General features: G+C 71.5%; 11 protein-coding genes and 1 pseudogene. 5 read left to right on the top strand and 7 right to left on the bottom strand.

Annotation, left to right across the window (positions count from 1 at the left end):
• Nucleotides 1–33: 33 nt before the first annotated feature.
• A complete protein-coding gene (locus V6N00_RS08295) occupies nucleotides 34–1,263 on the top strand; it encodes an alpha-hydroxy acid oxidase (RefSeq protein ID WP_334231599.1) in 1,230 nt (409 codons plus the stop codon).
• Nucleotides 1,264–1,271: 8 nt separating this feature from the next.
• Nucleotides 1,272–1,508 (top strand): annotated as a pseudogene (locus tag V6N00_RS08290) (aldehyde dehydrogenase family protein); the annotation flags it as partial.
• Nucleotides 1,509–1,839: 331 nt separating this feature from the next.
• Here the strand turns inward: V6N00_RS08290 and V6N00_RS08285 are convergent.
• On the bottom strand, nucleotides 1,840–2,841 hold the full coding sequence (locus tag V6N00_RS08285; RefSeq protein ID WP_334231598.1) for an Lrp/AsnC family transcriptional regulator: 1,002 nt from the start codon (nucleotides 2,839–2,841) through the stop codon (nucleotides 1,840–1,842).
• Nucleotides 2,842–2,964: 123 nt separating this feature from the next.
• On the opposite strand from V6N00_RS08285, the gene V6N00_RS08280 reads away from it, so the two are divergent.
• The 3 genes from V6N00_RS08280 (at nucleotide 2,965) to V6N00_RS08270 (ending at nucleotide 6,707) form a co-directional block, all read left to right on the top strand.
• Nucleotides 2,965–4,224: a M20 metallopeptidase family protein gene (locus V6N00_RS08280; RefSeq protein WP_334231651.1), complete on the top strand. Its 1,260-nt coding sequence runs from the start codon at nucleotides 2,965–2,967 to the stop codon at nucleotides 4,222–4,224.
• A gap of 73 nt (nucleotides 4,225–4,297) precedes the next feature.
• A complete protein-coding gene (locus tag V6N00_RS08275; protein WP_334231597.1) occupies nucleotides 4,298–5,677 on the top strand; it encodes an MFS transporter in 1,380 nt (459 codons plus the stop codon).
• A gap of 142 nt (nucleotides 5,678–5,819) precedes the next feature.
• Nucleotides 5,820–6,707 carry an SDR family oxidoreductase gene (locus V6N00_RS08270; protein ID WP_334231596.1) on the top strand — a complete coding sequence of 296 codons (888 nt, stop codon included), beginning with the start codon at nucleotides 5,820–5,822 and terminating at the stop codon, nucleotides 6,705–6,707.
• Nucleotides 6,708–6,740: 33 nt separating this feature from the next.
• On the opposite strand, the gene V6N00_RS08265 is transcribed toward V6N00_RS08270, so the two are convergent.
• From V6N00_RS08265 to V6N00_RS08240, 6 genes are all read right to left on the bottom strand, one after another.
• Nucleotides 6,741–8,234 (bottom strand): amino acid permease, encoded by a 1,494-nt coding sequence (locus tag V6N00_RS08265; protein WP_334231595.1) that lies wholly within the window; start codon nucleotides 8,232–8,234, stop codon nucleotides 6,741–6,743.
• A 56-nt stretch (nucleotides 8,235–8,290) separates the two neighbouring features.
• On the bottom strand, nucleotides 8,291–9,502 hold the full coding sequence (locus V6N00_RS08260) for a zinc-dependent alcohol dehydrogenase (RefSeq protein WP_334231594.1): 1,212 nt from the start codon (nucleotides 9,500–9,502) through the stop codon (nucleotides 8,291–8,293).
• 69 nt (nucleotides 9,503–9,571) lie between these two features.
• Nucleotides 9,572–10,951, bottom strand: a complete 1,380-nt coding sequence (locus tag V6N00_RS08255) for a glycosyltransferase 87 family protein (protein WP_334231593.1) — start codon at nucleotides 10,949–10,951, stop codon at nucleotides 9,572–9,574.
• Nucleotides 10,952–10,962: 11 nt separating this feature from the next.
• Nucleotides 10,963–12,366 (bottom strand): dual-specificity RNA methyltransferase RlmN, encoded by a 1,404-nt coding sequence (rlmN, locus tag V6N00_RS08250; protein WP_334231592.1) that lies wholly within the window; start codon nucleotides 12,364–12,366, stop codon nucleotides 10,963–10,965.
• 105 nt (nucleotides 12,367–12,471) lie between these two features.
• Nucleotides 12,472–14,199: an MDR family MFS transporter gene (locus V6N00_RS08245; RefSeq protein WP_334231591.1), complete on the bottom strand. Its 1,728-nt coding sequence runs from the start codon at nucleotides 14,197–14,199 to the stop codon at nucleotides 12,472–12,474.
• Nucleotides 14,196–14,843 (bottom strand): TetR/AcrR family transcriptional regulator, encoded by a 648-nt coding sequence (locus tag V6N00_RS08240; protein ID WP_334231590.1) that lies wholly within the window; start codon nucleotides 14,841–14,843, stop codon nucleotides 14,196–14,198. Before V6N00_RS08240 ends, V6N00_RS08245 begins: the two co-directional genes overlap by 4 nt.
• Between the last annotated feature and the right edge of the window lie 95 nt (nucleotides 14,844–14,938).

Here is a 14,938-nt window from a genome sequence, read left to right as displayed (position 1 = left end):
ATTCATGCCTGTCCGCCGACCGAGGAGACCGCCGTGCAACGCCACCTGCCGAATCTGCGAGAGCTCCGTCCGCTGCTGCGCGTCCAGGCACCGCGGCTGGACCGCCGGTCGCGGTTGGCGAAGGCCGTCGACGTCGCCGACCTGCGCCGGATGGCGCGACGCCGGACCCCACGGGCGGCCTTCGACTACGTCGACGGCGCGGCCCAGCGAGAGCTGACCCTCGCGCGCAGCCGGGCCGCGTTCGACGCCGTCGAACTGCTGCCGCGCATTCTGCACGGCACCGCGACCGTCGACCTGTCGACGACGATCGCGGGCGGCCGATCCGCCCTGCCGTTCGGCATCGCGCCCACCGGGTTCACACGCTTCATGCAGGCCGAGGGCGAGGACGCCGGGGTGGGGGCCGCCGCCGCGGCCGGCATCCCGTTCTCCCTCTCGACGATGGGCACCCGGTCGCTCGAGCAGGTGGCGGCCGTCGCCCCCGACGCGCGGCGCTGGTTCCAGCTCTACCTGTGGAAGGACCGGCAGAAGTCGCTCGACCTGCTCGAACGCGCCCAGGCCGCCGGGTTCGACACCCTGCTCGTCACCGTCGACACGCCCGTGGCCGGTCAACGGCTCCGCGACACCCGCAACGGCATGGTCATCCCGCCGAGGCTCTCGCTGGCGACGATCGCGGACGCGTCCTACCGCCCGGCCTGGTGGTTCAACTTCCTGACGACGGAGCCGCTCGCGTTCGCGTCGCTGTCCGGCTCCAGCCAGGACCTGCCGTCGTTGATCAACTCGATGTTCGACCCCACGCTCTCGCTCGACGACCTGGCCTGGATCCGCTCGGTGTGGCCGGGCCGGCTGTTCGTCAAGGGCATCCTCACGCGCGAGGACACGCGGCGCGCGCTCGGCACCGGGGCGGACGGGCTCGTCGTCTCCAACCACGGCGGCCGGCAGCTGGACCGGGCACCCGTCTCGCTCGAGGCGCTGCCCGCGGTGCGCGAGGAGGCCGGGGACGACGTCGAGATCATCCTCGACTCCGGCATCCTCTCCGGCGCCGACATCGTGGCCGCCCTGTGCGCCGGCGCGGACTTCACCCTGATCGGCCGGGCGTACCTGTACGGGCTGATGGCCGGCGGGCGCGACGGCGTGGACCGGGTGATCGAGCTGCTCGCCCGGGAGATCGAGGTGACGATGCAGTTGATGGGCGCCGCGAGCATCGCCGACCTCGGGCCGCACCTGCTGGGCAGTCGATCGAAGGACGCCGCGCCCGCCCGCTGAGCCGGACGGCCGTGGCCATGACCGACGGGCTCGACGTCGGGCTCGGCGCCTCGGTGTGGTCGTCCGACCCCGCCGCCGCCCGCGAGGTGGCCGGTCGCATCGAGGCCGGCACCGTGGGGATCAACAAGCACGGCGAGGTCAACCCGCTCGTCCCGTCCGGCGGCGCCAAGCAGTCCGGCTACGGTCTGGAGTTCGGCGTCGAGGGCCTCAAGGCCCTGGGCAACCCGCAGGTCATCAGCGGCTGAGCCGTTTCGCCATCTGTCGCGGTGAGTCAGCGGGTTTCGCCCATCTGTCGCGGTGAGTCAGCGGGTTTCGCCCATCTGTCGCGGTGAGTCAGCGGGTTTCGCTCGAATGCGGGGCTCTTTGAGCATGGCTTTCGGGCGGGATCGGCTGTCTCAGGCGGGATGAGACCTCGACACTCGTCCGGTTCTCGTGAGTCCGTCAGTTCCGCCTGCGGATCTCGCTGAGTTGGCCGGTGTCGCCCGAATGCGGGGCTCTTTGAGCATGGCTTTCGGGCGAAACCGGCTGGCTCACGCCTGGCGCGTAACTGCACCGAGGCGCGATCGGCGGCCCGCGTCACTCCCCACCGGGAACGGGGACGACGCGGCCGGTGGCCGTCGAGTCCTCCCGCAGGTACCAGCCCATCCGCTTGTGGGTGCGGACGCCGACGTCGGATTCGATCACCTGCGCGGTGGGCGCCGCGGCCTGCAGGCCGGCCTCGACGTCGGCGATCTCGGCGGGGCTGCGCAGCCACAGGAAGAACGTCAGGTTCGTGTCGCCGGTCGTCGACGCGCACAGGCGCAGCGTCCGGTGCGCGCGCAGGAACGAGAGCGCGGCGTCGAGCTGAGCGGGGGAGACCCGCACGTACCATTGACACGCGACCGGGTGGCCGGAGAACTCCTGCGCCAGTTCGCACCGCACGGCGACGAGGCCGGTCTCGAGCACCTGGCGGATGTGGCGGGCGGCCGTCGTCGGATGCGTGCCGGTCGTCGCCGCCACCTGCGCTGCGCTCACCCGGCCGTCACGGGAGAGCATCGCCATCAGCTCCGTCAGGTGCGGCGGCGTCGCCCCCGGCGGCCGGACGTGCAGCGGCGTGAGGGCGGCAGCCCGGCGCTGCTGGGCGGGGGAGAGCACGTCGAGGCGCCAGTTGTTGCCCATCGCGTACAGCCGGCTGGCGACGGTGACCTGCGTCCGCAGGATCGCCGGGTCGGCGCGCACGAGCGGCAGCACGTCCCGCGTGAACCGCTGCCACGTGCGGGTCAGTACCGTCAGCCGCACGTCCCAGGACCGGGCCGACTCCTCGACGGTCGCGATCTCGGGCACCGCGCACAGCCGTTCGATCACCTCAGCGCGGTGCCCGGGTCGGCACTCGACGCTGACGAACGTCACGCACCCCGGATTGCCCACCGAACCGAGGTGCCCGGTGATCCAGGCGCGGCCCTCCGCGCTCATCCGGTCCCAGCGTGCGGCGAGGGTGCTCGGATGGCGGCCGAGCACGTCGCCGAGCTGCGTCCAGGTGGCCCGTGGTGCGATCTGCAGCGCGTGGACCAGTTCGAGGTCCTCCAGAGGCGATTCCACGCAGCATCCTCCAGTTCCGGCGATGATCGATGCAGTATTTCCACGATCTCACACCGGGTGATCCCGCTCACACCACGCTCGGGGGAAACGTCGCAACGTTCGACCGAAGGATCCCCCGTGACCATGCCGTCCTCCTCCGCCGACCTGACCGTCGCCCTGCTCGACGACGCGCGGGCCGTCGCCGGCGACGTCGCCGACCTGCGTCACCGCCTGCACCAGGAGCCCGAGATCGGGCTTGACCTGCCTCGCACCCAGGAGAAGGTGCTCGACGCGTTCGACGGGCTCGGCTACGAGATCTCCACCGGCACCGGCACGACGTCCGTCACCGCCGTCCTGCGGGGAAGCGGCGGCGGAGCGGGCAGCGCGACGGACGGGTCGCGTCCCGTCGTCCTGCTGCGCGGCGACATGGACGCCCTCCCGGTGCAGGAGAAGACCGGCGTGTCCTTCGCCTCCCGGGTGGACGGGGCCATGCACGCGTGCGGGCACGACCTGCACACCGCCATGCTCACCGGGGCCGCGCGGGTGCTCGCCGGCCGCCGGGACCAGCTCGCCGGCGACGTCGTCCTCATGTTCCAGCCGGGGGAGGAAGGGTTCGACGGCGCCGGCGTGATGCTCCAGGAGGGGGTGCTCGACGCCGCGGGTCGCCGTGCCGACGCCGCCTTCGGCCTGCACGTGATGAGCTCGATGGCCGACGGCGGCACCGTGTTGTCCCGGCCCGGCTCGACGATGAGCGCTTCCGACGGCCTGTTCGTCACCGTGCACGGCGCCGGCGGCCACGGCTCGGCGCCGTTCGCGGCCAAGGACCCCGTGACCGTCGCGGCCGAGATGGTGATGGCGCTGCAGGCGATGGTCACCCGGCAGTTCGACGTGTTCGACCCGGTCGTCGTCACCGTCGGCGTGCTGCAGGCGGGCACCCGTCGCAACGTCATCCCGGAGTCGGCTCGGCTCGAGGCCACCATCCGCTCGTTCTCGGCGGCGGCGAAGGCGCGGTTGAAGGAGTCGGTGCCGCAGTTGCTCGAGGCGGTCGCCGCCGGCCACGGCCTGACCGCGACCGTCGAGTACGTCGAGGAGTACCCGCTCACCGTCACGGACGCGGCCGAGACCCGGTTCGCGCGCACCGTCGTCGGCGAGCTGTTCGGACCGGACCGGCACCAGGACATGGCGCACCCGCAGGCCGGGTCGGAGGACTTCTCGCGCGTGCTCGCCGAGGTGCCCGGCGCGTTCCTGTTCCTCTCCGCGGTACCCGCGGGCGCGGACCACACCACTGCCGCGTACAACCACTCCCCGTACGCCCTGTTCGACGATGCCGTGCTCGCCGACGGCGTCGCCCTCTACAGCCGGCTCGCGATCGACCGGCTCGCCACGCTCGCCACGCTCGCCTGACCAGTGCAGCGTGACCAGCGCCGCCCGCCTGCTCACGTCGCATCCCACTGCACCCTCACCCCAGGAGGAACCCATGTCCGCCAACGTCGATCCCGCCGCTCCGCCGCCCGCCCCGGGCACCACGCCCAGCACGACGACCACGCCCAGGCGCGTCGGCCTCGTCCAGACCCTGATCGGCACCGGTGCCGGCAACGCCGTCGAGTGGTACGACTGGGCGATCTACGCGACCTTCGCGTCCTTCATCTCGACCCAGCTGTTCAGCAAGGCCGACCCCTCGAGCGCGTTCCTCGCCACGCTGGCGATCTTCGCCGTCGGCTTCGTCGCCCGACCCTTCGGCGGATTTCTCTTCGGCTGGATCGGTGACCGGCTGGGCCGCAGGACGGCCCTGACCCTCTGCGTCGGCCTCGGGTCGCTCGGCTCGCTGGCCATCGGCCTGACCCCGAGCTACGAGTCCATCGGCTCGGCAGCATCCCTCATCCTGCTCATCGCCCGCCTCGTCCAGGGCCTCGCCCACGGCGGCGAGCTGCCGAGCGCCCAGACGTACCTCTCGGAGATGGCCCCCGCCTCCCGGCGCGGGTACTGGGCCTCGCTGATCTACGTGTCCGGCACCGTCGGGATCCTGTTCGGCACGCTGCTCGGCGCCGTCCTCTCGACCGTGCTGCCCACGTCCCAGATGGCGGCCTTCGGCTGGCGCATCCCGTTCATCCTCGGCGCCGTGCTCGGCCTGGTCGCCCTCGTGATGCGGGCCCGGATGGAGGAGTCCGAGGTGTTCGAGGCGGAGAAGACGGCGTCCCTGCCGGTCGTGGGGCAGGACGGCACGACCGTCACCCCGGCCCGGACCGGCCTCTTCGCGGACCTCGCCGCCCACTGGCGGCAGGCACTGCAGGTGATCGGGCTGACGGTCGGCGTCACGGTCGTCTACTACGTGTGGGGCGTCTCGACACCGGCCTACGCCATCAACGTGCTCAAGATCGAACCGGCCGGCGCGCTGTGGGCCGGCGTCGTGGCCAACCTCGTCTTCATCGTCGCCCTGCCGTTCTGGGGCAAGCTCTCGGACCGGTTCGGCCGCAAGCCGGTGCTGGCCATCAGCGGCATCGGCTCGGCCGTGCTGTTCTTCCCGGCCACCTGGCTGGTCCGGGACACGGCGTGGCAGCTCGGGCTCGGCATGTCCGCGATGCTGATCGTCATCTCCGCATCCGCCGCGATCGTGCCCGCGGTCTACGCCGAGCTGTTCCCGACGTCGGTGCGCACCATCGGTGTCGGCATCCCGTACTCGATCGCCGTCGCCGCGTTCGGCGGCACGGCCGCCTACCTGCAGGCCGGGTTCGCGACGTGGTTCCCGGGCGCCGGCACGACGGCGTTCGGCCTCTACACGATCGTCCTGCTGCTGATCAGCGCGGCCACCCTGCTCACCATCCGGGAGACGAAGGGCAAGGTGCTGCACGGGGCGTGACGGGCGCCGTCGGTGTGAGGAGCTCCGCCGCGGTCAGAGAACGGTCGGAGGCGGCCCGTAGGCTGAGCCCGAGCGCGGCCGCCCCGGCTGCGCGCCGGAATCCGGGCCGCACGGCTCCGGGACCTACGACGAGGGAGCGGCCATGAGCGACTCACCCACGAACGACACCGCGAACACCGACGGACAGGATCAAGACGGCCGACAGGACGGCGGACAGCGGACGGTCGTCGTCACCGGAGCCAGTGACGGCATCGGCGCGGCCATGGCCCGCAGCCTCGCCGCGGCGGGAGACCGGGTGGTCGTCGTCGGACGCTCCCCGGAGAAGACCCGGGCCGTCGCGGAGGAGATCGACGCACCGTTCCTGCTCGCCGACTTCGCGGACCTCGCGCAGGTCGAGCAGCTGGCCACCCGGCTGGTCGACGAGTACCCGCGCATCGACGTGCTCGTCAACAACGCCGGCGCCGTCTTCGGCCAGCGGCAGACCACCGGCGACGGTCACGAGATGACCTTCCAGGTGGACCACCTGTCCCCGTTCCTGCTCACCAACCGGCTGCTGCCCGTCCTGACCGCGAGCCGCGCCCGGGTGGTCACGACGTCGTCCGCGGCCAACCTGTGGGGCCGCATCGACGTCGACGATCTGGACAAGGAGCGCGGCCCGTACCGGGCGCAGGGCGCCTACGGGTCGGCGAAGCTGGCCAACATCCTCTTCACCCGCGAGCTTCACCGGCGCCACCACGCCGACGGCATCACCGCGACGGCGTTCCACCCCGGGGGCGTGGCGACCAACTTCTCGGTCGAGTCCGGCAGCTGGTTCCGGTTCGTCTACGGCCCGGTGTTCAACCGGTTCCTGCTCAGCGCCGCCCAGGGCGCCGACACCGGCGTCTGGCTGGCCACCGAGCCCGGTGGTGCGTGGACGTCCGGCGAGTACTACGCGAAGCGCAAGCCGGCGCGGGTCAACCCGCAGGCGAACGACGTCGTGCTCGCCCGCCAGCTGTGGAACCGCAGCGAGAAGCTGATCGCGAACCGCTGACGGCGGCCCGGGCGAGCGGCGCCCGGGCCCCGCTCAGCCGCGCCGGACCGACTCGGGCTCGGCGTCGCGCGAGCGGGCGGTCGCCCCGACGTCGGGCAGGCCGTTGCGGTGCACGTGCCGCTTCGAGAACTCGTACCCGACGTTGGTGCCGACGACGATGACCACGCCCGCGATCAGGCTGTAGTACCAGTGCGGGTTGGACTGGTCGACCATGATGTACAGCGCCACCGCGCCGAGGAACACCAGGGCGATCACGTTGGTCGCGGGCGCGCCCGGCAGCCGGAAGTCGACCGCGTGGGCCCGCCCTCGGGCGACCGCGCGTCGGTATCCCAGGTGGGAGACGAGGATCGAGATCCAGCCGAAGAGGATGAACACCGCGCAGGCGCTGAGGATCACCTCGAACGCCGCCGAGGCGCCGAGCGCGTAGATCAGCACGATGCCGAGCAGGTAGACGCCGAGCACGGACAGGATCGCCCCGGCGGGCACCCCCCGCGATGAGACCCACACCGTGGCCCGCGGGGCCTGGCCGTGGGCGGCCATGTTCCGCAGCACGCGCACGCTCGAGTAGAGGGTGGCGTTCACGCCCGATATCGCCGCGGTGAGCACGACGAAGTTCATGATGCCGGCGATGCCGGGGATGTTCAGCGACGCCAGCGCGGTGACGAACGGCGACTCGTCGCCCGAGTACCGGTCGGCGGGCAGCAGCAGGGAGAGCACGAGGATGGACCCGAGATAGAACAGGCCGATCCGCAGCACCACCGAGTTGATCGCCCGCGGCATGGAGCGGGCCGGGTCGGCGGCCTCCCCCGCGGACACGCCGACCGTCTCGATCGCGGAGAAGGAGAACACCACGCCGCCGAGGACGACGAGCAGCGGCAGCAGTCCGCTGGGCGCGAAGCCGCCGTCGGCCCACAGGTGGGAGATCGAGGCGGTGGTGGGTGCGTGGAACACGTCACCAGCGACGACGAGCACCACGCCCGCCGCCAGGAACAGCAGGATGGCAAGGACCTTGACCGACGAGGCCCCGAGCTCGATGGCTCCGAACCACTTCACCGACAGCAGATTGCAGCCGACGATGGTCAGGGCCGCCACCAGCGAAGGGATCCAGCCGGGCAGATCCGGCCACCAGTACTGCACGTACACCGCCAGGGCGGCGATCTCGGCGACGCCGGCCACGGCCGCGAGGGTCACGTGGATCCACCCGGTCATGAACGCGAGCCGGTCGGAGACGAACTCGCGGGCGTAGGAGACCCACGCCCCCGTGGTCGGCCGGTAGATCACCATCTCCCCGAGGGCGCGCATCATCAAGTAGACGACGACGCTGACCACCAGGTAGGCCAGGACGAGGGCGGGTCCCGCGGCGGCGAGGCGCTGGCCGACGCCGAGGAACAGTCCGACGCCGATCGCCCCGCCGATCGCGATCATCTGGATCTGCAGGTTCCCGAGGGACTTCCGGTATCCGACGTCACCCCGGTCCTCGTAGGTGGGCATCGGCCCCGTGGCCGGCTCGCTGGGATCCAGGCGCATGGTCCTCCTCGACGATGGCGTGCCGCTCACGCCGCGGGTGCGGCGGGCGGAACCGCTCAGCCTACCGTCAGCTCCGTCTTCAGCCATCCTTCCTCCCGCCGGTCGAAGGACTCGTAGGCCTCGACGGCGCTCGTGAGCGGCTCGTGCTGGGTGATGAGCTTCGTCGGGTCGAAGAGGCCGGACGCGACGATGTCGAGCAGCGGCGGCGTCACCGTGTGGTGGTTGCAGTTGCCCATCTTGATGATGAGGTTCTTGTTCATCGCCTGCCCGATCGGGAAGGACGTCATGCTCGGCGGGTAGACGCCGATGATGCCGAGCCGGCCGCCCTTGGCCACCGATCCGACGCTCCACTGCAGGGCCTGCGACGGCGCGTCACCGGGCACCCAGTTCTCGCCCTGCACGTTCGTCTCGGGCGCGACCTGCTCGCGTTCGGCGTCGAACTGATCGGCCTGCTCGTCGCCGGCCTTCTTCGCCGGACCGGCCCAGGGCCGCTGGGCGTCGACACCGACCGCGTCGATGACGGCGTCCACGCCGATGCCCTGGGTGGTGTCGAGGATCGCCTGCATCGGATCCTCGGCGTTGAAGTCGATGACCTCGGCGTTCTGCCCGAGCGCGGTGGCGAGCCGGGACGGCTGGCCGTCGACGGCGATCACGCGGCCGGCGCCCTGGCGGAACGCGGAGGCGATGGCGAACTGGCCGACGACGCCGGCGCCGAAGACGGCGACCGTGTCACCGCGGTTGACGCCGGCGAGCTCGGCCCCGAACCATGCCGTCGGGAAGATGTCCGAGAGCAGGATCGCCTGGTCGTCCGAGACGTTCTCCGGCAGCGGGATGAGGGTGTTGACCGCGTACGGCACGCGCACGTACTCGGCCTGCAGCCCGTTGACCGGGCCGGTGGCCTGGGGGCCGCCGAAGAAGGACGTGCCCGCGAGCGGGCCGTTGGGGTTGGCGACGTCGCACTGGGCGGTCAGGCCGCGCCGGCAGTTGCGGCAGGCGCCGCAGGAGATCGTCGAGTTGATCAACACCCGGTCGCCCGGGGCGAAGCGGCGGACCGCGGACCCGACCTCGGTGATCACGCCGACGGCCTCGTGGCCGAGGATCGTGCCTTCCTGCATCCCGCTCATCGTTCCGCGGATGAAGTGCAGGTCGGTGCCACAGATGGCGCTCCGGGTGATCTGCACGATCGCGTCGGTCGGTGTGGTGATCGTGGGGTCGTCCACCGTGTCCAGTCGGATGTCACCTTCGCCGTGCCACACCACTGCCTTCATGGTTCTGTCCTCTCGGGGGGTCGCCCGGGCGCCGTGCGGTCCCCGGGTGTCCCTCCCCACGCTACACAGTCAGCATGCTGATGGTAAGGCCACCGAGAGATCGCGCCGGTCCTGGGCGGCGAGCCGGCGCACGCCGAGCACCCAGCAGACCAGTAGCACGACGCCGCTGACCCCGCCGAGGGAGGCCAGGACCGCCGAGATGCGGCTGGTGCTGACGTCGACGTCCGAGCCGGTCCACAGCGCGAGCACCTTGGGCGAGATGAGGAAGAAGACGGTGAACACCGCGAGCGTGGCGCCGTGCGCCCACTCCCAGGCGGACACCCGCGTGGCCCCGTCGGCGGCGCCCACCGCACGGATCCGCCGGTGCAGCAGGACGCCGGCCGCCACGATCAGCGGCCACCACACCCAGTGGTGCGACCACGAGATGGGCGAGACGAGCAGCATCGTCAGGGCGGCCCCGGCGATCCCCAGCCACGGGGCGTCGAGCCGGTCGCCGGCGCGGATCACGAGCCATCCGGCGACGACGACGGCCAGCACGAGCGGCACCCAGAGGACCCCGGCGACGGTGGTGGTCAGCCCGAGCTGTTCGAGGGCGCCCCGCACGGCGACGTTGTCCGCGTACTCGAATCCGCCGATCCGCCCCGTCTCGCGGATCGTCTCGGACCAGAACTGCAGGCTCGGACCCGGGTAGGCGAGGAAGGCGAGGGCGACGGTGCCCGCGAAGCCTCCGGCCAGCCAGGCCAGGCCGCGCAGGTCCCGGCGCGCCAGGAACCAGAGGCCGAAGGCGAGCGGGGTGAGTTTGATGCCGGCGGCCACGCCGATCAGCACCCCGCGGGCGCGGCCGGTGACGCCGAGCAGGTCGACGAGACAGAGGAACAGCAGAGCGGCGTTGATCTGCCCGAAGAAGACGGTGTCGCGCCACGGCCCGGAGACGAGGATGACCACCGTCAGCCAGATCACGGGGACCGCCGCGCGGGACAGGGAGCGGGGTGCGGGGCCGGCGTTCTCGCGGTCCCGCCAACGCAGGATGACGACGGCGACCGTGATGGCGGTGGCGACCGTGACCGCCATCATGAGGTACAGGCCGTCCCGGAAGGACAGCACGGCGGTCGGCCCCAGCACCATCGCGGCGAACGGCGGGTAGGTGAACGGCATGCCGCGGGGCCCGTGCAGGCCCTCCGCGGGCCAGTAGAGATCGCCCCCCATCCCGAGCAGGTGGTAGAGGGTGGCGGCACCGGCGCGATAGACACCGTAGTCCAGCCCTTCCGGCGGCCGCACGGCGGTGAACCACCATGTCAGCAACGCGACGGCGGCAGCCAGGTGGAGCGCGATGGCGAGCGGGGAGGTGGTGACCGGTCCACGGAGGGCGGCGATGCGTCCGGCGACGGAGGCGCGCGGACTCACGCGGGCGGGCGGCCCCTGCTGCGCCGTCATTCGCTCGCTGTTCACTCGCTCGCTGGTCATTCGCTGGCAGCGAGTTGTCCGCAGGCGCCGTCGATCTCCTTGCCACGGGTGTCCCGCAGCGTCGTGGGGATCCCGGCCGCCTCGAGCCGGTCGACGAACGTGGCGGTGACGTCCGGGTCGGACGACGTCCAGATCGACCCCGGGGTCGGGTTGAGCGGGATCGGGTTGACGTGCACCCAGCCCCGGCCGCGGGCGTTGAGCTTCTTCGCGAGCAGGTCGGCGCGCCACGCGTGGTCGTTCATGTCCTTGATCAGCGCGTACTCGATGGACACCCGGCGGCCGGTCTTCACGTAGTACCGGTGTGCGGCGTCGATCGCCTCGTCGACCTTCCAGCGGGAGTTGACCGGGATCAGGTCGTCGCGCAGCTCGTCGTCGGGCGCGTGCAGGGACAGCGCGAACGTCACCGGCAGGTCCTCGGCGGCGAGCTTGTCGATCGCCGGGACCAGGCCCACGGTGGAGACGGTGATGCCGCGGGCGCTCATGCCCAGGCCCTCCGGGGCCGGGGCGACCATCCGGCGCACCGCCGTCATCAGCCGCTTGTAGTTGGCCAGCGGCTCACCCATGCCCATGAACACGATGTTGTGCACCCGCTCGTCCGGGTGGCGCTGACCGCCCAAGCCGCCCTCGGCGATGACCCGGTTGGCCTGGACCACCTGGTCGAGGATCTCGGCGGCGGACATGTTGCGGGTCAGGCCGGCCTGACCGGTGGCACAGAACGGGCAGTTCATGCCGCACCCGCACTGGGAGCTCACGCACAGGGTGATCCGGCCGGGATAGCGCATCAGTACCGACTCGACGAGGGAGCCGTCGAAGAGGCGCCACAGGAACTTGATAGTGCGCCCGTCGTCGGTGGTCAGGCGCTTGACCTCGGTCAACAGCGGCGGCATCAGCGTCTCGGTCAGCTGGGTGCGCAGGGACGCCGGCAGATCGCTCATCCGCTCCGGGTCGGTCGTGTAGTGCGTGAAGTAGTGGGTCGAGAGCTGCTTGGCGCGGAACGCCGGCTGGCCGAGCTCGAGGAGCTTCTCCTGCCGCTCGGCCAGGGTGAGGTCCGCCAGATGCATCGGCGGCTGCGAGACCCGCGGGGAACGGAACTGCAGGAGCGGCCGGCCCTCCGCCGTCGTCTGCTGCTCCCAGCCCTCGGCGGCGGGTCGCACCTGCCGCCGGTCGGCCTCCTCCCGGTCCTCGCGCACGGTGCGGGCTCGCTCGGCCGGGGTGGTGGCGGTCAGGGGGATGCCGCGGTCGACGCCCGCAGGACCGGCGGGCGGTGCATCGGCGGCGGGGCGGGTCCCCTCGGCGCCGGCGACGCCGCGCAGTGGGCCGGCCGAGGGCGATGCCGGGCGCTGCGCGTGGGCGCGCGAGGTACCCGTGCGGTGATGGCGGGAGGAATCCTGGGACGACACCCTCCCGATTCTCCCATGCCCGCCCGTGGGCGGTCGGGACGGCCACGAGATCGCCGTGGGGCGCGGGGGACCGGCCGACGCCGGCTGTACGGGACGGCGCCCGGATCAGTCCGTCGTGTCGCCCCGGTGCCGCGGCCCGGTGGAGGCGACCGGCTCCTCGGCGTTCGGTGCGGCGTCCACGTCGGCGGCGCCGTCGACCAGCGGCAGGCCGGCGACCACGTCGATCGGGCCGGTGTGCGCGTTGATCCCGTCGATGGCCTCGCCGCGCGCCACCATGCCGGCGACATCCGAGAGCGGGATCTGCTTGAGGAGCAGCGCCAGGACGAATGCGATCAGCAGGAACGGGATGAGGTACCAGAACACGGGCGCGAGCGAGCCCGCGTACGCCCCGACGATGCCGTCCCGCACGGCCTCCGGCAGGGCGTTCAGCGTCTGCGGGTCGAGCGAGGAGGTGGCCTGCCCGGCCTGGGCGGTGGTCGCGCCGGACGCGGCGAACACGTGGGTGAGGTTGCTCGTCAGGTTGTTGGTGAAGATCGCCCCGAACACGGCCACGCCCAGGGACGCGCCGACCTCACGGAAGTAGTTGTTCGTGCTCGTGGCGGTCCCGATGTCCGCAGGATCCACGGCATTCTGCACGACCAGGACGATCACCTGCATGATGCAGCCGAGCCCGACGCCGAAGACGAACAGGTAGACGCAGATCAGCCAGATCGGGGTGTCGGCGGCGAGCGTCGTCATCGCCAGCATCGCCGCGGCGGTGATCAGCGTCCCGGCGATCGGGTAGCTCTTGTAGTGACCGGTGCGGCTGATCAGGACGCCGGAGCCGATCGCGGTGATCATCAGCCCGGCCATCATGGGCAGCATCAGCAGACCCGACTGCGCGGCCGAGGTGCCCGAGGACATCTGCAGGAACGTCGGCACGAAGGCGATGGCCGCGAACATGCCCAGGCCCAGGGTGAGACCGATGGCGGTCGCGTTGACGAACACGCGGTTGCGGAACAGGGAGAGCGGGATGATCGGGTCCTCCGCGCGTCGTTCGACGGCGATGAAGCCGACCACGGCGACGGCCAGCCCGGCGAACCATGCCCACGTCTCGAGGGCGTCCCAGCCGTGGTCCTTGTTGCCGCCGAACTCGGTGAAGAAGATCAGGCAGGTCGTGGCGGCCGAGAGCAGGACGACGCCGAGCCAGTCGATGCGCTTCGTCGCCTTCTTGCTCGGCAGCGTCAGGGCGAACCAGGCGATGGCGAACGCGATGACGCCCACCGGGATGTTGATGTAGAACGCCCACTGCCAGGTCAGGTGGTCGACGAAGAAGCCGCCCAGGAGCGGCCCGGCGACGGCCGAGAGACCGAAGATGGCGCCGAGCGGTCCCATGTACTTGCCGCGCTCGGAGGCGGGCACGATGTCGGCGATGATCGCCTGCGAGAGGATCATCAGGCCGCCGCCGCCGAGGCCCTGGACAGCCCGGAAGACGACGAAGACCCAGAAGCCGTCGGCGAACGCGGCGCCGACGGACGCCAGGGTGAACAGGCCGATCGCCACGAGGAACAGGTTGCGACGACCCAGCACGTCGCCGAACTTGCCGTAGACCGGCATCACGATCGTGGTGGCCAACAGGTACGCGGTGGTGATCCACGCCTGGTGCTCCACGCCGCCGAGCTGGCCGACGATGGTCGGCATCGCCGTCGAGACGATGGTCTGGTCGAGGCTGGACAGCAGCATGCCGGCGATCAGGGCGCCGAAGATGATCCAGATCCGCCGGTGGGTGAGGACGAGTGGTGCGCCGTCGCGGCCGGGCCGGCCGGCGCGGGGTCGATCCGTGGTGAGGGTCATGAGGGGTCCTTCGTGGAGGTCTCGGCGGGGCGAGGAGTGGACGGGTCCGCGGGGCGAGCGCGGGTGAAGAGCCGGGAGGCCTGCTCGAGGTGCTCGTCGAGCAGGCGGGCGAATGCGGCGGCCACGGACTGGTCCCGCGGTGCGCCCGGGGGGTGGAGTTCGAGGAAGCGGTGCATGGTGTGGGCGGCGAGGTGCCCGACGACGGAGGCCGCCAGGGCCGGGAACGCGTCGTCCGGCCCGCTGCCGGTGTGTCGCCGGATCAGCTCCGTCAACTCGTTCCGCCGTCGTTCCATGGTGCTGAACGCGCGTTCGGCCAGCTCCGGCTCTCGCCGCAGCAGCTCCATCAGCTGGGCCGGGTGGGCGGTGTCGGCGTCGTCGAAGGTGCGCAGGACCAGCTCCCGCAGGTCGTCGAGCAGGTCTCCGCCGGCACGACCGCGGGCGACGAACTGCTCGCCGAGCGCCTCGAGTGGGTCCTTCGCGGACGTGCCGATGACGGCGTCGTCCTTGGAGGCGAAGTAGTTGAAGAACGTGCGGCGCGAGATGCCGACGTCCTCGCACAGCGCCTCGATGGTGAATCCGTGCAACCCGCGGTCGAGAGCGAGATCGCGGGCCCGGACGATGAGGTCCGTCCGAGTCTGGCGCATGCGATCGTCACGGCTGGTCACGAGAATCGATAGTTGCACTCTTTTACAGAGAGTGCAATGAAGTGAGAGTGTGCGGTCCCTCACGGTGGACATGG

The organism is Tersicoccus mangrovi, from assembly GCF_036881825.1.
GTDB lineage: Bacteria > Actinomycetota > Actinomycetes > Actinomycetales > Micrococcaceae > Tersicoccus > Tersicoccus mangrovi.
This window is presented reverse-complemented; position numbering and strand designations above follow the sequence as displayed.